Source organism: Oryzobacter faecalis (assembly GCF_046764005.1).
Taxonomy (GTDB): domain Bacteria; phylum Actinomycetota; class Actinomycetes; order Actinomycetales; family Dermatophilaceae; genus Oryzobacter; species Oryzobacter faecalis.
In genome coordinates this window covers 109,475-126,772 of sequence record NZ_JBKOFW010000005.1, presented here as the reverse complement: position 1 = coordinate 126,772, position 17,298 = coordinate 109,475, and the positions used below count along the sequence as shown (strand labels likewise).

The 17,298-nt window shown below is 72.5% G+C and carries 14 protein-coding genes and 1 tRNA gene; 6 read left to right on the top strand and 9 right to left on the bottom strand.

Features of this window, described 5'->3' with window-relative positions; genetic code table 11:
- The first annotated feature begins 27 nt into the window (after positions 1-27).
- Complete coding sequence (locus ACK8HX_RS11265) at positions 28-1,041, top strand: ArsA-related P-loop ATPase (protein ID WP_411940793.1); 1,014 nt, start codon at positions 28-30, stop codon at positions 1,039-1,041.
- Positions 1,041-2,213 carry an ArsA family ATPase gene (locus ACK8HX_RS11260; RefSeq protein ID WP_411940792.1) on the top strand — a complete coding sequence of 391 codons (1,173 nt, stop codon included), beginning with the start codon at positions 1,041-1,043 and terminating at the stop codon, positions 2,211-2,213. Before ACK8HX_RS11265 ends, ACK8HX_RS11260 begins: the two co-directional genes overlap by 1 nt.
- 232 nt (positions 2,214-2,445) lie before the next feature.
- Here the strand turns inward: ACK8HX_RS11260 and ACK8HX_RS11255 are convergent, their stop codons facing one another.
- A complete protein-coding gene (locus ACK8HX_RS11255) occupies positions 2,446-2,766 on the bottom strand; it encodes a WhiB family transcriptional regulator (RefSeq protein WP_411940791.1) in 321 nt (106 codons plus the stop codon).
- A 299-nt stretch (positions 2,767-3,065) separates the two neighbouring features.
- On the opposite strand from ACK8HX_RS11255, the gene ACK8HX_RS11250 reads away from it, so the two are divergent.
- Positions 3,066-5,447: a transglycosylase domain-containing protein gene (locus tag ACK8HX_RS11250; protein ID WP_411940790.1), complete on the top strand. Its 2,382-nt coding sequence runs from the start codon at positions 3,066-3,068 to the stop codon at positions 5,445-5,447.
- Positions 5,448-5,463: 16 nt separating this feature from the next.
- On the opposite strand, the gene ACK8HX_RS11245 is transcribed toward ACK8HX_RS11250, so the two are convergent.
- Positions 5,464-5,928, bottom strand: a complete 465-nt coding sequence (locus ACK8HX_RS11245; RefSeq protein ID WP_411940789.1) for a GatB/YqeY domain-containing protein — start codon at positions 5,926-5,928, stop codon at positions 5,464-5,466.
- A 73-nt stretch (positions 5,929-6,001) separates the two neighbouring features.
- Here ACK8HX_RS11245 and ACK8HX_RS11240 point away from each other — a divergent pair, with 73 nt between their 5' ends.
- Entirely contained in the window at positions 6,002-6,970 is a 969-nt protein-coding gene (locus tag ACK8HX_RS11240; protein ID WP_411940788.1) for a metallophosphoesterase, read from the top strand.
- 122 nt (positions 6,971-7,092) lie between these two features.
- Positions 7,093-7,166 (top strand) — tRNA-Pro (locus ACK8HX_RS11235).
- Positions 7,167-7,497: 331 nt separating this feature from the next.
- Here the strand turns inward: ACK8HX_RS11235 and ACK8HX_RS11230 are convergent.
- Complete coding sequence (locus ACK8HX_RS11230; RefSeq protein ID WP_411940787.1) at positions 7,498-8,430, bottom strand: GAF domain-containing protein; 933 nt, start codon at positions 8,428-8,430, stop codon at positions 7,498-7,500.
- 458 nt (positions 8,431-8,888) lie between these two features.
- Between ACK8HX_RS11230 and ACK8HX_RS11225 the strand changes: the two genes are divergently transcribed.
- Positions 8,889-10,721, top strand: a complete 1,833-nt coding sequence (locus ACK8HX_RS11225; protein WP_411940786.1) for an NAD(P)-binding domain-containing protein — start codon at positions 8,889-8,891, stop codon at positions 10,719-10,721.
- 77 nt (positions 10,722-10,798) lie between these two features.
- Here ACK8HX_RS11225 and ACK8HX_RS11220 read toward each other — a convergent pair whose 3' ends face one another.
- The 6 genes from ACK8HX_RS11220 to ACK8HX_RS11195 all read right to left on the bottom strand — a co-directional run bounded on the left by ACK8HX_RS11220 (position 10,799) and on the right by ACK8HX_RS11195 (position 17,272).
- Positions 10,799-11,572, bottom strand: coding sequence for a triose-phosphate isomerase family protein (locus ACK8HX_RS11220; RefSeq protein ID WP_411940785.1), 774 nt, complete (start codon positions 11,570-11,572; stop codon positions 10,799-10,801).
- 2 nt (positions 11,573-11,574) lie between these two features.
- A complete protein-coding gene (locus tag ACK8HX_RS11215; protein WP_411940784.1) occupies positions 11,575-12,390 on the bottom strand; it encodes an HAD-IA family hydrolase in 816 nt (271 codons plus the stop codon).
- On the bottom strand, positions 12,390-13,247 hold the full coding sequence (locus ACK8HX_RS11210) for a class II fructose-bisphosphate aldolase (RefSeq protein ID WP_411940783.1): 858 nt from the start codon (positions 13,245-13,247) through the stop codon (positions 12,390-12,392). The genes ACK8HX_RS11215 and ACK8HX_RS11210 overlap by 1 nt, the downstream gene beginning before the upstream one ends.
- 133 nt (positions 13,248-13,380) lie before the next feature.
- Positions 13,381-14,433 carry a LuxR C-terminal-related transcriptional regulator gene (locus ACK8HX_RS11205; protein WP_411940782.1) on the bottom strand — a complete coding sequence of 351 codons (1,053 nt, stop codon included), beginning with the start codon at positions 14,431-14,433 and terminating at the stop codon, positions 13,381-13,383.
- Positions 14,434-14,497: 64 nt separating this feature from the next.
- Positions 14,498-15,526: an HAD-IIA family hydrolase gene (locus ACK8HX_RS11200; protein WP_411940781.1), complete on the bottom strand. Its 1,029-nt coding sequence runs from the start codon at positions 15,524-15,526 to the stop codon at positions 14,498-14,500.
- A 33-nt stretch (positions 15,527-15,559) separates the two neighbouring features.
- Complete coding sequence (locus ACK8HX_RS11195) at positions 15,560-17,272, bottom strand: dihydroxyacetone kinase family protein (protein WP_411940780.1); 1,713 nt, start codon at positions 17,270-17,272, stop codon at positions 15,560-15,562.
- Between the last annotated feature and the right edge of the window lie 26 nt (positions 17,273-17,298).

Sequence of the window (17,298 nt, the reverse complement as noted above, 5' to 3'; positions counted from 1 at the left end):
GCCGGGCGGCCCACCTAGGCTGATGGCGTGGCGAACCCCCCGCTCCCCCGGGTCCTCGACGGCGTGCGCCTGCACGTCGTCACCGGCAAGGGCGGTGTCGGGAAGACCACCGTCGCGGCCGCCCTCGCCCTCGCGCTGAGCCGCACGGGCCGCAAGGTCCTCCTCGTCGAGGTCGAGGGCCGGCAGGGCATCAGCCAGGCGTTCGACGTCCCCCCGCTCGGCACCGAGGAGGCCCGCCTCGTCACGCACGCCGGCGGCGGTGAGCTGTGGGGCCTGTCGGTCGAGGCGAAGGCGGCCCTGCTCGAGTACCTCCAGACCTTCTACAAGCTCGGCCGCGCCGGCGGGGCGCTGGAGCGGATGGGCGTCGTCGACTTCGCCACGACCATCGCACCGGGCGTGCGGGACGTCCTCCTCACCGGCAAGGTCTACGAGGCCGTGGGGCGCACGACCGGACCGAAGCGCGGGCAGGGGCGCAGGGTGTGGGACGCCGTCGTCCTCGACGCCCCGCCCACGGGGCGGATCACCCGCTTCCTCGACGTCAACGTCCAGGTCGCCGACCTCGCCCGGATCGGGCCCATCCACAGCCAGGCCGAGTCGATCACCCGGATGCTCAAGGACCGGCAGACCGTCGTCCACGTCGTCACCCTGCTCGAGGAGATGCCGGTGCAGGAGACCGCCGACGCCGTCGCCGAGCTGTCCGCCGAGGGGTTCGGGCTCGGCGCCGTCGTCGTCAACCAGGTGCGCGAGCCGCTCGTCGACGAGGGCCTCCTCGACCTCGCCGCCGCCGACCCCGGCCGCGTCGAGGCGCGCGTCCGCGACGACCTCGCCACGGCCGGCCTGCGAGCGAGCGGGCGCACCGTCACCGGGCTCCTCGAGCAGGCCCACGACCACGCCGAGCGGGTCGCCCTCGAGCACTCCCTCGAGGACGACGTCGCCGCCCTCGGCCTCTCCGTGGTCACCCTCCCGGCCCTCGCCGCCGGCATCGAGGAGGGCGGCATCGCCGTCCTCGCCGACGTGCTCGCCGAGCAGGGGGTGCACTGATGCCGCGCGCCTCCTCCCCGACCCCGGTGACGCTCGACGTCGACACGCTCCTCGCCGACCGCGGCACCGGGATCATCGTGTGCTGCGGGTCGGGGGGCGTCGGCAAGACGACCACGGCCGCCGCGCTCGGCGTGCGGGCGGCGGAGGCCGGTCGCCGGGTCGTCGTCCTCACCATCGACCCCGCCCGCCGGCTGGCCCAGAGCCTGGGCCTCACCGAGCTCGACAACACCCCCCGGCCCGTCGAGGGCGTGGGCCGCGACGGCGGCTCGCTCGACGCGATGATGCTCGACATGAAGCGGACCTTCGACGAGGTCGTCGAGGCGCACTCCACCCCCGACAAGGCCGCGCAGATCCTCGCCAACCCCTTCTACCAGGCGGTCTCGAGCTCGTTCGCCGGGACGCAGGAGTACATGGCGATGGAGAAGCTGGGCCAGCTGCGCGCCGAGGCCGAGCGCGAGGGCACGTGGGACCTCGTCGTCGTCGACACCCCGCCCTCGCGCTCGGCCCTGGACTTCCTCGACGCCCCGAAGCGCCTCGGCTCCTTCCTCGACGGCCGCTTCATCCGCCTCCTCACCGCACCGGCGCGGGCCGGCGGGCGCGCCTACCTCAAGGTCTTCAGCGTGGGGGCCACGGTGACCGCGGCGGCGCTGACCAAGGTGCTCGGCGGCGCCTTCCTCACCGACGTCCAGACCTTCGTCGCCGCGCTCGACACGATGTTCGGCGGGTTCCGCGAGCGCGCCGACGTCACGTACGCCCTGCTCAAGGAGGACGTCACCGCCTTCGTCGTGGTCGCCTCCCCCGAGCGTGACGCGCTGCGCGAGGCCGCCTACTTCGTCGACCGCCTCGCCGGCGAGGGCATGCCGCTCGCCGGCGTCGTCGTCAACCGGATGCAGGCTCTCGCCGCCCCCGCCCTCTCCGGAGGACGCGCGGCCGCGGCCGCCGAGCAGCTCGAGGACGCCGCCACCGCCGACGACGACCTCGCCGGGCTCACCCCGGCCCTGCTGCGCCTGCACGCCGACCTCGCCGACGTCGCCACGCGGCACCAGGCCCACGTGTCGCGCTTCGTCGCCGGGCACCCCGGGGTCCCGGTCGCCACGGTCCCCGCGAGCGCGACCGACATCCACGACCTCGACGGTCTGCGGGAGGTCGGGGCGGCCCTCGGCACCGGCTGACGGAAGTCCCGCCCCGTCCCGCCCGTCCCGAGATCGACCAGGACGTCGATCTCGGGACACGGCATCAGCACGGCCGGGACGTCCCCGGGCACACGGACGGGCCCGACACGTCGGTGACGTGTCGGGCCCGGGTGGTGAAGGCCCGGAGAGGCCGGCCGTGCCACGCGCGACTGCAGGGGGATGCCACGCGGGGCTGCAGGGGTTGGTCGGCCCCTCCGGGTGTCTGTGCGGTCTAGGCGATGGCCCCGTGGGTCATGCCGACCTTGGCCTGGGTGAGGAGCTCGGTCCAGGAGCGGACGTCCGGGCGGCGGCGGAGGAGGGCGCGGCGCTCGCGCTCGGTCATCCCACCCCACACCCCGAACTCGGTGCGGTTGTCGAGGGCGTCGGCGAGGCACTCGGCGACGACGGGGCAGCCCTTGCAGACGGCCTTCGCGGCGCGCTGGGCCTTGCCCTGGACGAACAGGGCGTCCGGGTCGGTGCCGGCGCAACGTCCGAACGGCGCCCAGTCACTGATCCACTGGTCCGTGGGGGCTGCTGCGGGAGCGATGCTCATGTCCACCTCTTCTCCGGGTTCCCTGCGACTGCTGGTTGTCCGTCACCACCACCGAGGTGGCGACCTGCAACGACGGTACGGATTGCGCACGCGGGGCGACCATCGGTCGAACCGTCCGACGCCGTTGGCCGAACGGTGGAACCCCTGGCCGAACGGTTGATCCCGCAACGAACCCGGCCACCGGATCCGTCGAGGCCGCGCGGGGTCGCCGGGCCCACCGGACGCGGAGGGGCGACCGCCGCGCAGCGGCGCGGTTCGGCGGCCGGGGCCGCGCAGGTCGGCGGGTTACCCTGATCCGCATGGACGGACGCGCCCACAACGTCTCAGCCGTGCTCAGGCTGCTCCTCGGCTTCGTCGTGCTCAGCACGGTGGCCGGCCTGCTCATGGCCGGGCTCGCCATCCCCGCCGTCGGCGCGTCGGGCCAGGTCGCGAAGGGTGGCGTCGCGTTCTTCAACGACCTGCCGAGCGAGTTCACGGTGTCACCGCTCGCCCAGCAGTCGCGGATCCTCGACGCCGACGGGAAGCTCATCGCCAACCCGTACGACGAGAACCGGATCATCGTCCCGCTGAAGAAGATCAGCAAGAACATGCAGAACGCGCAGATCGCCATCGAGGACGCGCGGTTCTACGAGCACGGCGGGCTCGACGTGCGCGGCTTCAGCCGGGCCATGATCTCGAACCTGCAGAACCCCGGCGGAGAGGTGCAGGGCGCCTCGACGCTGACCCAGCAGTTCGTCAAGGTCACCATCCAGGAGACGGCGCTGCGGCGGGGCGACAAGGAGGCCGCGCGCGCCGCGGTCGACAAGAACTACGCCCGCAAGCTCCAGGAGCTCAAGTACGCGCTCAACGTCGAGGAGAACTTCACCAAGGAGCAGATCCTCGAGGGCTACCTCAACCTCGTCTACTACGGCGACCAGGCGTACGGCGTCGAGGCGGCGGCCCTGAACTACTTCGGCGTCACCGCGGCCAAGCTCGACCTCGGGCAGTCGGCCCTGCTGGCGGGGATCGTCCAGCAGCCCACCGCCTACAACCCGGTGCTGAACCCCAAGGACTCGCAGCGGCGGCGCAACCTCGTCCTCGACCGGATGCAGGCTCTGGGGATGGCATCCGCCAAGGACGTCGCGGCGGCCAAGAAGGTCGACGTCACGAAGATGATCAACCGCAAGCCCCCCAAGGGCGTGTGCCACCGCTCCGCGCAGCCGTACTTCTGCTCCTTCGTCATGGAGTACCTCCAGAAGTCGCCACAGATGGCCGTCCTCGGCAAGACCCCCGCCGACCGGATGAAGGCGATCAACCAGGGCGGCCTGACGATCCGGACGACCCTGAAGAACGGCTACCAGAAGACGGCCCAGAAGGAGCTCGTCAAGGCGGTTCCCGTCAACAACAAGCAGAACCTCGCCGGCGCCGTGACGATCATCGAGCCCGGCACCGGCAAGATCCTCGCGATGGCCCAGGCCACCGACTTCTCGAAGTACCAGACCAACCTCAACGTCGACCAGAAGTACGGCGGTGGCCCCAACGGCTACCAGATCGGCTCGACGGCGAAGACGTTCGCGCTCGTCGAGGCGCTCGAGCGCGGGATGCCGCTGAACTCGACGATCACCATCCCGTCGACGAGCCCGGAGCGGCCAGCGACCTTCCTTCCGTCGCAGATGAAGGACGAGTGCGGCACCGTCGAGCCGTGGAAGGTCCGCAACGACGTCCCGGTCAGCGGCGGGCCGATGTCGCTGCGCGAGGGCGTCATCAAGTCGGTCAACCCGTTCTTCGCGGCGCTCAACGTCAAGCTCGGCGCCTGCTCGGTGCGCGACACCCAGGTGAAGATGGGCCTGCACCGGGCGGACGGCAAGGCGATCTCCGACACGATCGCCGGCATCGCCCTCGGCGCCGGTGAGTCGACGCCGATGAGCGTCGCCAACGCGTACGCGACGCTCGCCGCCAACGGCAAGTACTGCGAGCCGATGCCGATCACGTCGATCACGACTCCCGACAAGAAGGAGATCAAGGTCCCGGGCCCGCAGTGCAAGCAGGTCATCTCGGCCGATGTCGCCGCGGGGGTCAACGACCTCCTCCAGAGCGTCGTCCGCGAGGGCACGGTCCGCCGCCTCTGGGACAGCAACGCCCGCCCGGCGGCCGGCAAGACGGGAACGACCGAGAAGCACAACCAGATCTGGTTCGCCGGCTTCACCCCGCAGCTGTCGACGACGGTCTGGGTCGGGAACCTCAAGCCGGCGAGCAAGAGCGGCAAGCTCTACACGCTCGCCGGGAAGTGCTTCGGCGAGTACGGCTGTGTCCCACGGGTCTACGGCTCCACCGTCGCCGCCCCCGTGTGGTCGAAGATCATGAAGGCGGTGTCGAAGGGGATGCCGGTCAAGCAGTTCAAGGCGCCGAGCAGCGACATCCGCAACGGCAAGTACGAGTCGTTCCCGAACGTCATCGGCCGCGGCATCGAGAACGCGCAACGCATCCTCAAGGAGGCCGGCTTCGACTCCTACGTCGCGGGCCGGGTCAGCAGCAGCGCGCAGATCGGCACCGTCGCGTACACCGACCCCGCCGGCTCGGCCCTGCCCGGCACGAGCATCGGCCTCTACATCTCCACGGGCCAGGCTCAGGCACAGGCGCCACCGGAGCAGCCCAAGCCGAAACCCGGTCGCGGCGGCGGAGGTGGCGGGGGCGACGGCTGACGCCCTCCGGGCGCGCTCAACGCCCGGCGAGCACCTCCCTGACGACGGCGGCCACCCGGCCGCCGTCGGCACGTCCGGCCACCTCGGCCTGGGCGGCCTTCATGACCAGGCCCATCTGCGGCATCCCCGTGGCGCCTGTCTGCTCGACGGCACGCACGACGATGGCGCGCAGCTCGTCCTCGCCCAGCTGCGCCGGCAGGTAGCCCTCGAGGACCGCGAGCTCGGCGTCCTCGGCGTCGGCGAGCTCCGGGCGGTTGGCGTCGCGGTAGGCGGTCGACGCCTCCTTGCGCTTCTTGGCCTCCTTCGCGACGACCTTGAGGACCTCGTCGTCGTCCAGCTCGCGGGCCTCGTCACCGGCGACCTCGGCGTTCGTCACGGAGGTGAGGACCATCCGCAGCGTGCCCGAGCGGACCTTGTCGCGCTGGCGCATCGCGTCGTGGAGGTCGTGCTGGAGCCGCGCCTTGAGCGTCGTGTCGGTCATGACGCCCATCCTCCCACCCGTCCCGGTGAGCCCGAGTTGGGTCCTCGACCTCCTCGTTTGTGATGATGGGCGGATGCATCCCGTGGCCCGCACCGTGCTGCGCTCCGCCGGCGGCATCGTCGGTGCCGGCGTGGCCGGGGTCGCGTACGCCGCGTTCGTCGAGCGCACGTGGTTCACGCTGCGGCGGTTCGCGGTGCCCGTCCTGCCGCCGGGCTCGGCGCCCGTGCGCGTCCTCCAGGTGTCCGACCTGCACCTGACGCCGGGGCAGGCCAGGAAGATCCAGTGGGTCCGCGACCTCGCCGCCCTGCGGCCCGACTTCGTCGTCAACTCCGGTGACAACCTCGCCCACCTGCGGGCCGTGCCTCCGCTGCTGCGGGCGATGGAGCCGCTGCTGGAGTTCCCCGGGGCCTTCGTCCTCGGCTCGAACGACTACTTCGGACCGGTGCCCAAGAACCCCGCCCGCTACCTCACCAAGCGGCACGCGGCCGCGCCCCCCGAGCGGATCGAGCTGCCCGTCGACGACCTCGTCGCCGGGCTGCGCGACGGCGGGTGGCACGACCTCGACAACGCCCGAACGACCGTGGAGATGGGCGGGCACCGGGTCGAGCTGGTCGGCGTCGACGACCCGCACGTCCGCTACGACCGCTACGACCGCGTCGCCGGCCCGGCCGCCACCGACGTCGCCCTGACGATGGGCCTCGTCCACGCCCCGTACCAGCGGGTGCTCGACGCCATGGTCGCCGACGGCGCCGGGCTCGTCCTCGCCGGGCACACCCACGGCGGCCAGCTCGCCGTGCCCCTCTGGGGCGCGCTCGTGACGAACAGCGACCTCGACACCCGCCGGGCCAAGGGTGTCTCGCGGTGGTGGCCCGGCGCCGGCACGGCCGGCCGCGCGGGACGAGCCGCGCCGTCGTCGCAGGCCCCGGAGGACGCCGCGTACCTGCACGTCTCCGCCGGGCTCGGGACCTCGCCGTACGCGCCCGTGCGGTTCGCCTGTCGGCCCGAGGCGACCCTGCTCACCCTGCTCCCCCGCGACCCCTGACGCCGGTTGATCGGCGGCCCCGGCGCCACCGGCGGGCGGGGCTGCGAACCGATTTCGGGGCGCCGGGGGTGGTCGGCTATCCTCGGGTGTCGCTGCGGCCCCGGGGCCTCGGCGACATGCCACGGGGTGTGGCGCAGCTTGGTAGCGCGCGTCGTTCGGGACGACGAGGTCGCAGGTTCAAATCCTGTCACCCCGACTCGACGAGAGGGTCGTTCATCCGACGAAGTCGGAGTGAACGGCCCTCTCGTTCGTCGGGGGACAGGAGCCGGGAGCGCACCGCGGCCGCGACGAAGGAGCCGGCACGGTGCGCGGCTCTGCCACCTGACAGCTGTCTCGAGACGTGCCGGAAGGCTGACACCACGACAGGTGGCGTCAGCCCTGGTCTTCGAGGGTGCGGGGCCCCGGTGGGCGTCGGGTGCTTGGTTGCGCTGGGTCGTGCCGAGGAGGTGCTGGCGGAGGAGCCCGCCCGTGGCGGCCGTGCGTGAGGCCGGTGCGCTCGGGCGGACCGAGGGAGCGCCCATGGACCCTCACTCGTCACAGCGCATGCGGACGCCCTCGGCGACCCGGTAGGGGGCCGTCGCGACGAGTGCGCCGACGACCCGCCGCAGCCGGCTCACCTCGGCCCGGACCGTCACCTGGTGCTCTGTGTCGCCGAACAGCAACTGGCTCAGCTGCGCCGCGGACAAGCCGTCTCGGCCCGCCGTCGCGAGCAGCCGAAGGATCGCGGCGTGCCGAGGCGTCAGGGCGACGCGCCAGTGGGTCGTGTCGGCCGCCCCGGACACCTCGAGCACGACCTCGTGGCCCATGTCGCGCAGGCGGGCAGTCAGCTCGACCGCCCGCCCACGGGGACGGACGAGCCACCCGCCGTCGAGCCTTTCGGGGAGGCACAGCCCGAGGCCGGGCACCGATAGCGGCCGGTCGGTCCGCGGGGAGGCAAGGCGCTCCCGGACGAGGATGCCCGCCTGGTGAGCAACCCAGCCGTCGTCGTCGACCACGAGCAGCGGGCCCGACGCCGTGGCCACGAGGTGCTCGGCCGACCGGCGCAGAGCGAGCAGCGACTTCTCGTGCCGCCTGCGCAAAGCGGCCTCCGCGAGCGTCGTCGCCGTGGCGACGAGGGCCACGATCGCCGGATGGAACGCCCCGGCGGGGCCGCTGACGTCGACGACGCCGAGCAGGGCTCCGGTGCGGGGGTCGTGCACCGGAGACGCGGTGCAGTACCAAGGATGCTGGACCTCCTCGAAGTGTTCCGCCGTGAACAGCTGCACCGGGGCCTGCTCCGCGAGCGCGGTCCCGATCGCGTTGGTGCCGACACGCTCCTCGGTCCAGGTCGCACCCTCCGCGAACCCGATCGCGTCGGCCTCGCGCAGGACCGCCGGAGCGCCCTCGCGCCAGAGGACGACGCCGTCCGCATCCGTGACGACGACGATGAACCGTGATGCGTCGGCGACGGGGGTCAGCACCGCTCGGATGTCCTCGACCACGAGCGAGAGAGCCGATGCCCGTCGACGTCGTTCCAGGTCCGCCTGGGACTCCACGAGTCGTGGTCCCGGACGGGACGGGTCCAACCCAGAGGCCAGGGCCCTGCTCCACGAGCGTGCGACCAGGGGCCGGGGTCCGGACGCCGAGGCCGTTCCCTCCATGAAGGCGGCGTGGACCCGCCGCAGCGTCTCGGTGCCGCACCCCGGGTCAACGAGAGCCCCGGGCCCGTTCGCGCGCCGTCTCACGGGCGGCTCCGTCCGACCGGGCCGGACGAGGACGAGGGGGGGACCGCCGCGTGGCCCCACCGCGCCGAAGGGCGTCGCGCCGAGCCGACGTCGATGCAACGGCCTGCAACCCTTTCCTGACCGTGGGCACCACGCTGTGCTGGTGCGTGGGCATCGGTCGACGGGGACCGGGCCGCATCGTGAAGGAGCAACGGATGACCGATACCGAGCCGCGCACCGCAACCCTGGACGCCCCGGCGCATGCCCGTGCCGAGGCGTGGCTCGCCGACTTCGAGGAGGCCCTGACCGCCCACGACATCGACCGGGCCAGCGCGATGTTCGCACCGACGAGCTTCTGGCGGGACGTGATCGCCTTCTCGTGGAACCTGCTGACCGTCGAGGACCCCGACGGGGTCCGCGACCTGCTGGCGGCGACCCTGGCGTCCACGGCGCCCGCCGGGCTGACCCTGACTGAGCCACCGACGGAGGACGGCGGAGTCGTCACGGCGTGGTTCACCTTCGAGACCGCGGTCGGTCGAGGCACCGGGGTGCTCCGCCTGATCGAGGTCGACGGGCGGGACCGGGCCTGGACCTTCCTCACGACCCTGCACGAGCTCAAGGGCCACGAGGAGCCGCGCGGCACCCGTCGGCCGAAGGGGGCCGAGCACGGGTCCAGCAAGAACCGCTCGACCTGGATGGAGCGGCGCCGGTCCGAGTCCGTCAGCCTGGGCCGCACGACCCAGCCCTACGTCCTCGTCATCGGCGGTGGACAAGGGGGCATCGCGCTGGGGGCGCGACTGCGCCAGCTCGGGGTGCCGAGCCTCGTCATCGACAAGCACCCGCGCCCGGGTGACCAGTGGCGGCGCCGCTACAAGTCGCTCTGCCTGCACGACCCGGTGTGGTACGACCACCTGCCCTATCTCAAGTTCCCGGACACCTGGCCCGTGTTCGCGCCCAAGGACAAGATCGGCGACTGGCTCGAGTCGTACGTCTCGGTCATGGAGGTGCCGTACTGGTCCAACGCCGAGGCGACGAGGGCGACATGGTCGGAGGAGACGGGTGAGTGGACCGTCGAGGTCGACAAGGATGGGGAGGCGGTCGTGCTCCGGCCGACGCACCTCGTGTTCGCGACGGGCATGTCCGGCAAGGCGCGCGTCCCCGAGGTGGAGGGGCTCGACGTGTTCCGCGGCGACGTCCACCACAGCTCGGACCACCCCGGGCCGGACGCTTACCGAGGCAAGCGCGCCGTCGTCATCGGGAGCAACAACAGCGCGTTCGACATCTGTGGTGCCCTGTGGGAGAACGACGCCGACGTCACGATGGTGCAGCGCAGCTCGACGCACATCGTGCGGAGCGAGAGCCTCATGGAGTACGGGCTCGGCGACCTGTACTCCGAGCGAGCGCTCGCGGCCGGCGTCACCACCGAGAAGGCCGACCTCGTCTTCGCCTCCCTCCCCTACCGGATCCTCCACGAGTTCCAGATCCCGATCTACGAGAAGATGGCGCAGGTCGACAAGGACTTCTACGACCGGCTCGAGAGGGCCGGGTTCTGGCTCGACTGGGGCGACGACGACTCCGGCCTCTTCATGAAGTACCTGCGGCGCGGCTCGGGCTACTACATCGACGTGGGCGCCGCCGACCTCGTCGCGAGCGGTGACGTCCGGCTCGTCCACGGCCAGGTGACCCGCCTCACCGAGGACGCCGTCGTCCTCGACGACGGCGTCGAGCTGCCGGCCGACGTCGTGGTCTTCGCGACCGGCTACAGCTCGATGAACGGCTGGGTCGCCGATCTCGTCGACCCCGAGACGGCCGCCCGCCTCGGCAAGTGCTGGGGTCTCGGATCGGGCACGACCAAGGATCCGGGGCCGTGGGAGGGCGAGCTGCGGAACATGTGGAAGCCGACCGCCGTCGACAACCTGTGGATGCACGGCGGGAACCTCCACCAGTCCCGGCACTACTCCCTGTACCTCGCTCTCCAGCTCAAGGCCCGCTTCGAGGGGATCAAGACCCCCGTCCACCGGCTCGCCCCGGTCCACCACACGGAGTGAACCGAGACCGGCGGCACGACCGAACCGTTGTCGAGGTCGTGCCGCCGGCGCATCGGGCGGATCCGCCCTCGACGGGCTCACCGATCGCCGGCGTGTCGGCCGACCATGGAGACGATGTCCAGGAAGGACCGAGCGGTCCAGCCGGCTCGCCCCACGAAGAGCCCGTCGACCCCGGCCCCCGAGACCATCGCCGTGGCGTTGTCGCGTGTCACGCTCCCCCCATAGAGGACGCCGAGGGCGCTCGCGCCCTCCGCCGAGCGTCCGACGGCTTCCCTGATGGCCGCGATCACGGGGGCGACGTCCTCAGGCTCAGCGGGCGCGCCCTTCGGGCCGATCGCCCACACGGGCTCGTAGGCGACGAGGACGTCGTAGACCTCCTCGCGCTCGAGCAGCGCCAGGGCCGAGGTGACCTGCGCCGCCACATGGTCCACGTGGGCTCCGGCCTGCCGGACGGCCGCGGGCTCGCCGACGCACAGAAGTGGGACCAGTCCGAAGTCGACCACCGCGCGAACCTTGCGCGCCACGACGTCCTCGTCCTCACCGAGGCCGAGGCGGCGCTCGCTGTGTCCGACCTCCACGAGGTCGGCGCCGGCATCGGCCACCTGCTGCACCGAGACCTCACCGGTCCACTCGTTCTCCGCCGACCAGTGGGCGTCCTGGGCCCCGACGAGGAGGCGGTGTCCCGGTGGTACGCAGCCGCGGACCGCGGCGAGCGCGGTGTGCGGCGGGAGGACGAAGGCCGTGACACCGTCCGGGACGGGGACCGCTGCGACCTCACGCGCCCACGCGCGGCCCTGCGTGATCGTCTTGGTCATCTTCCAGCTGGTCCCGACCCAGAGCTCGTCCGCCATCGTCAGTCCCGCGGTCCCTGGCTGGCGGCCCCCTTCAGACCACGAGCCGCCTCGATGCACCGGCTCAGGTCGTCGAGAGTCACGAGGCCCTCGATGCCGATGCCGGCGCGGTCGGCGAGCACCTCGACGGGCGGGCGCCCGGGGTCGCCGAGCTCGGAGACGACGGCGACGGCCTCCGAGAAGTCCTCCTCGCGCGTGTAGCCGTTGACCGTGACCAGGCACGGGAGACCCGCGCCGACCGCGGCCCGCAGCCCGTTGCGCGAGTCCTCGACGACGAGGGTGTCGGCGGGGTCGAGACCGAGCTCCTCCACCGCGAGCAGGTAGATCGCCGGGTCGGGCTTCTTCGCGGGGACGACGTCGCCGGCGAAGATCGGGATCGCGGCAGCGGCCGGTTCCCCGACGGCGTTGACGAGCACTGCCCGCACCGACTCCAGCGCCGACGTCGAGGCGACGGCCACGGTCCACCCGGCGTCGAGCGCCTCGGTGATGACACGGCTGACGCCCGGCCGCGGCGGTAGGTCTCCGGCGGCGACCATGTCCTTGAAAGCCGCCGTCTTGGTCCGGTGCCAGGTCGCAAGGAGCTGCGTGCGGGCGTCCTCGTCGTCGGGGATGCCCGCCTGCTCGGCGAACCCCGGGTCCGAGAACAGGCTCGCCATCCGCTCCTTTCCCCCACCGATCCGCAGCCGCTTCGCGTACTCGTCCTCGTCCCATCGGACCGGGAGGCCGAACTTCTCGAACGTGGCGTTGAAGGCCGGCAGGTGGCCGTAACGCTCGGTGTCGGCGAGCACCCCGTCGCAGTCGAACACGAGGGCCGGCATCACGCACGCCCCGAGCTGCCGAAGATCTGCATGTGCTCACGGGCCATGCCGACGACGGCCTCCCGCTGGTGGCGGAACAGCGACGGCGGGTCCCACTTGTCCTCGGCGGAGGCCTCCTGGAGGAACTGCAGGGAGGACTTCATGTAGACCTCCTTCAGGGCGGTCGAGATGTTGACCTTGGCGCACCCCCGGGCGATGAGGTCCTTGAACTGGTCGGCCGACAGGCCGGTGCCGCCGTGCAGGGCCATCGGCACGCCGGTGGCGTCCACGAGGTCGCTGACCCGCTGCGCGTCCAGGACCGGGGCCGCCTTGTACTGGCCGTGGGCGTTCCCGATGGCCGGGGCGAAGCAGTCGACCCCCGTGCGCGTGATGAAGTCGACCGCCACCTCGAGAGACTGCTGGACGGAGGCGTCGTCGGAGCCGATGCCGTCCTCGACACCCTGGATGCCCTCGATCTCGCCCTCGACGTGGGCCCCGTGCGCGCGGGCCTGCGCCACGACCTCGGTCGTCTGGCGCAGGTTCTCGGCGACGTCGAGCTCGTGGGCGTCGAACAGCACCGAGTTCCAGCCACCCTCGAGACAGTCGCTGATCACCTCGCGGTAGGGGCAGTGGTCGAGGTGGAGGGTCACGGGAACAGGCACGTCGCGGACCAGTGCCTCGAAGATCGAGAACAGCTGGTCGCGACCGTACATCCGCACGGTCTTGACCGAGGTCTGGAGGATGACGGGGGACTGCTCCTCCACCGCTGCGGCCAGGACCGCCTCGATGGTCAGGTCGTTGACGATGTTGAACGCGGGCACGCCGTACCGGTCGGCGAGCGCACGGTCCAGCGTCTCCTTCATCGAGACGACGGGCACGGTGGGCTCCTCTCGAGGGGGTCCCGGGCGGTTCTCCGGGCTGGGACCCAGTCAAACGGTGTCCGCACCCGCCACTCCATGGGGGAATTCCCCCGACCTGCTGACGTACGCGTCGTCGACCGTCCTCGGTCGGTCAGGGCAGCCAGCCCTCGTCCAGGGCGCGGACGACCGCAGCGGTCCGGCTCGTCGTGCCGCTCTTGCGCAGGACCGCGCTCACGTGCTTCTCGACGGTCTTGGGGGACAGGCACAGCCGGGTGGCGATGGCCCTGTCGCTCAGTCCCTGCCAGAGCAGCACCAGCACCTCCTGCTCGCGGGCCGTGAAGGGAGCGGCATCGGTGGCGTCGCCCGTACCCCGGGCCCCGGCGCGGGCGCCGGCCAGCGTGGGCGCGTCCGCACCGTCGGACCCCTCGATGACCTCGTGCCAGCGCAGGGTGCCGCGCCCGACCACGAGGTCGTCCTCCGAGCGGACGAGCAGGCGGTGGCGGTCCTCGTCGCGGACGACGCGGACCTGAAGGTCGCGATGGTTCCCGAGAGCACCCCCGGACGCCCGCTGCGCGAGGTCGACCAGGTCGGCGACGACGTCCTTGACCGACGGGACCTCCGGAGCCACCTGAGCCGGCAGGGCGGTGAGCCAGTGCTCGTCCCGGCGTCTCGTGAGCGCCTTGTCGGGCAGCTCACGCTGCACGGCGCTGACCAGCCCGGGGGCGACGACCTGGGTCACCAGCTCGAGGCTGTCGACCTCACCCGTGGTGAACGGCCGCGGCGACCCGACGAAGATGACGTTGACGGCGACGATGTCGGCGCGCCACCAGATGGGGATGGCCGCCACGGCACCGTCCCACGCGGCGTGCCCCGGCTTGAGGTGACCGGTCCGGATGTCGCGGTAGGAGCCGAGGATGACCGGCGCGCGCCGGTTCACCACCTGTCCGGTGACCCCCTCGTCGATGGGGAAGCTCTCGCCGAGCTGGCAGGCGGTGCCGAGCTCGGCGATCTTGGTGTAGCGGCCGGCCGCGGAGTCGACGAGCGAGACGCTGCCCCCGACCGCACCGGTGATCTGGCAGGTGCTGCGCACGAGCTGGCGGAGCATCGGCATCAGCCGGGAGTCGTCGTAGAGCTCGCTCGCCTGGCGCGAGAGCATCGTGAAGACGTCCGCGGCGGCGAGGTCGCTGCGCTGCGACTCGACCATGAGGTCAGTGTAGGCCGCATCCCCGCTGGTCACCGCGACCTCCTCCTGAGGAGCCACACAGCGGTCACCCCGCGACGGAGGGCAGGGGCCGGCCGTCCAGCACGGCGACCGCGTGCCGGGTCAAGGGCGCCCCGGTGCTCCAGGCGGCGACGCTGAGCGCGCGCAGCGCGTCGATCCGGGGCCCTGCCCCGGCGACATGGATGACACCGTCCCCCAGTCGGCAGTCCCAGCCGCCGCACGACCACGTGCCGCCTCGGCGCACCACGGGAGGGTGGGGTCGCAGCAGTCCATCGGGAAGGGTCTCGGCCACCCAGGTGGGCCGGTGCGACGGCTCGGCCATGACCACGTCGAGGGGAGTGGTGATGCCGGTGAGGACGAGCAGGGTGGGCACACCCGCCCGGTTGCCGCCCTCGATGTCGGTGTCCAGCCGGTCCCCGACGACAAGGGGGCGCTCGGAACCGGTTCTGCGCACCGCCTCCCGGTGCAGCGGGAGCTCCGGCTTGCCGGCGGCCAGCGGGAACGAGCCGGTGGCGCGGGCGACGACCCCCACGAGGGTGCCGTTCCCCGGTGCGGGCCCGCGGGGGGTCGGCACGGTGAGGTCGAGGTTGCTCGCGACCCACGGCAGGCCGGCCCGCACGGCGAGCGCGCCCTCGGTGAGCTGTCGCCACCCGACGTCGGGAGCGAAGCCCTGGACGACCGCGTCCGGCTCGTCGTCGGCCGACCACACCGGCCGCAGCCCCCTCTCCTTGAGCGCCTCCTCGAGTCCTGCCCCGCCGACGACGAGCACCCGCGAGCCGGGTGGCACCAGTTCGGCCACGAGCGTCGCGGCAGCCTGGGCGGAGGTCACGACGTCCGCGGCCACCGCGGCGATCCCGAGCTCCGTCAGGTGCTCGGCGACGACCTCGGGCGTGCGCGAGGCGTTGTTCGTCACGAAGGCGACCCGCATCCCGGCGCGGCGCGCGGCCTGCACCGCCTCCGGGGCGCCCTCCACCGCGCTGCGTCCGACGTAGAGCACGCCGTCGAGGTCGACCAGGGCAGCGTCGAACCGCTTCGAGAGCGGGTCCACACTGCCCTGGCCGAGTGGCTCGATCACCTCGTCACACCCCGTGGGAGGTGGTGACCGGCATCACGACATCCGGTCCGCGATGGTGCGCACGATGAGGGCGAAGGACACGGCGCCGGCGTCGGGGTGCCCCACGCTGCGCTCGGCCAACGGCCGAGCGCGGCCGATCCGAGGGCGCAGCGGGGCCGTGGCCCAGGCAGCCGCCTCGGCTGCCTCGGCGGCGGCCCTCCAGGCCTGGGCCGGCGAGCGCCCCGCGCCGAACTCGGCCTCGAGGGTCTCGACCGCCGGGATGAAGGCGTCAAGCATCGTCTTGTCGCCCGGCTGGGCACCGCCGATGCGCTGGAGCGCGTCGAGCCCGGCCCTGGCCGCGCGGGCGTGCGCCTCGGGGCCCACCCCCTCGACGTCACCGAGTGCGCTCCCCGCGGCAGCAAGGACCGCGCCCCACAGCGCGCCCGAGGTGCCGCCGGCCTGCTCCGACCAGCGCGACCCTGCCCCGGCGAGGACGGTCTGGGCGCCGCCACCACGCTCGGCGAGCTCGCGGGCCGCCGCGTGGCCGTTCTCGGCTCCGCGCACCATCCCGACGCCGTGGTCCCCGTCACCGGCGAAGGCGTCGAGCCTGCCGAGCTCCTCCTGCTGCTCCCGCAGGCTGGCGAGGACGGCCTCGAGCCCGTCGACGAGGTGCTGCGCCACCGCGCGGGACTCGGGAGAGCCCTCCTCCTTGACGACGAGCTCGGGCGCCTCCACGGACAGCTCGCCGTCGTCGACGAGCTCGACCTCCCCGACGGCGCCGCGACGAATGGCCGGGGTGTCGCACGGCGCGTTCCAGAGCCGTTCGATCTCCTCGTCGGTCCAGGTCAACGACAGCGAGACCCCACCCATGTCCATGGAGGTGGTGAGCTCGCCAACCTCGCAGTCGACCACGGTCACACCGTGGTCGGCCAGCAGCCGCTCGACCGCCCCGTAGGTGACGAAGAGCTCCTCGTACGTCGTCGAGCCCAAGCCGTTGAGCAGGGCGATGACCCGGTCGCCCGCGTCGTCGGGGCGGTCCTTCAGCAGGCCCTCGACGAGGACGCGGGCGACCTCGTCGGCAGTGCCGAGGTCGGCGTCGTAGATTCCCGGCTCGCCGTGGACACCGAGGCCGACGCCCATCTTGCCGGTCGGCACGGTGAACAGCGGACCGTCGGCGCCCGGGAGGGTGCACCCGGAGAAGGCGACGCCGAAGGTACGGGTGCGACGGTTGACGTGGTTGAAGACCTCGACGACCTCGTCGAACGAGCGACCCTCCTCACACGCCGCACCGGTCACCTTGAACACGGTGACCCAGCCGCAGATGCCGCGGCGCTTGTGGGCCTCCTCCGCGGGCGCCGAGGCGATGTCGTCGGTGACGACGGCGATCGCGGAGTTGATCCCCTCGGCCTTGAGGGTCTCGGCCGCCTGCCCGAAGTGCAGCACGTCGCCGGCGTAGTTGCCGAACGCGATGAGGACGCCGCCGCCCTGGTCGGCCGCCCGCCCGACGCTGACGGCCTGGCCGGCCGAGGGCGAGGAGAAGATGTTCCCGAAGACCACGCCGTCGGCCATTCCCTGGCCGACCCAGCCGGCGAAGGCGGGGTAGTGGCCGGTTCCGCCCCCGACGACGAGCGCCACCTTGCCCGGGCGGCTCTTCGTGGCGCGGACGGCGCCGCCGAAGACCTTGCGGACGTAGCGGCGGTTCGCCGCGATGAAGCCGTCCGCGAGCTGGGTCGGGAAGTCGGCGGGGTCGTTGAGCAAGAACGTCATTGGTCTTGGCCTTTCTCGGGCTGGGT

What these genes read in the sequence shown, in the direction of transcription:
- ACK8HX_RS11260 (WP_411940792.1), top strand. Translation starts at nt 1,041, where the DNA reads ATGCCGCGCGCCTCCTCCCCGACCCCGGTGACGCTCGACGTCGACACG.
- ACK8HX_RS11255 (WP_411940791.1), bottom strand. Translation starts at nt 2,766, where the DNA reads ATGAGCATCGCTCCCGCAGCAGCCCCCACGGACCAGTGGATCAGTGAC.
- ACK8HX_RS11250 (WP_411940790.1), top strand. Translation starts at nt 3,066, where the DNA reads ATGGACGGACGCGCCCACAACGTCTCAGCCGTGCTCAGGCTGCTCCTC.
- ACK8HX_RS11245 (WP_411940789.1), bottom strand. Translation starts at nt 5,928, where the DNA reads ATGACCGACACGACGCTCAAGGCGCGGCTCCAGCACGACCTCCACGAC.
- ACK8HX_RS11240 (WP_411940788.1), top strand. Translation starts at nt 6,002, where the DNA reads ATGCATCCCGTGGCCCGCACCGTGCTGCGCTCCGCCGGCGGCATCGTC.
- ACK8HX_RS11225 (WP_411940786.1), top strand. Translation starts at nt 8,889, where the DNA reads ATGACCGATACCGAGCCGCGCACCGCAACCCTGGACGCCCCGGCGCAT.
- ACK8HX_RS11220 (WP_411940785.1), bottom strand. Translation starts at nt 11,572, where the DNA reads ATGGCGGACGAGCTCTGGGTCGGGACCAGCTGGAAGATGACCAAGACG.
- ACK8HX_RS11215 (WP_411940784.1), bottom strand. Translation starts at nt 12,390, where the DNA reads ATGCCGGCCCTCGTGTTCGACTGCGACGGGGTGCTCGCCGACACCGAG.
- ACK8HX_RS11205 (WP_411940782.1), bottom strand. Translation starts at nt 14,433, where the DNA reads ATGGTCGAGTCGCAGCGCAGCGACCTCGCCGCCGCGGACGTCTTCACG.
- ACK8HX_RS11195 (WP_411940780.1), bottom strand. Translation starts at nt 17,272, where the DNA reads ATGACGTTCTTGCTCAACGACCCCGCCGACTTCCCGACCCAGCTCGCG.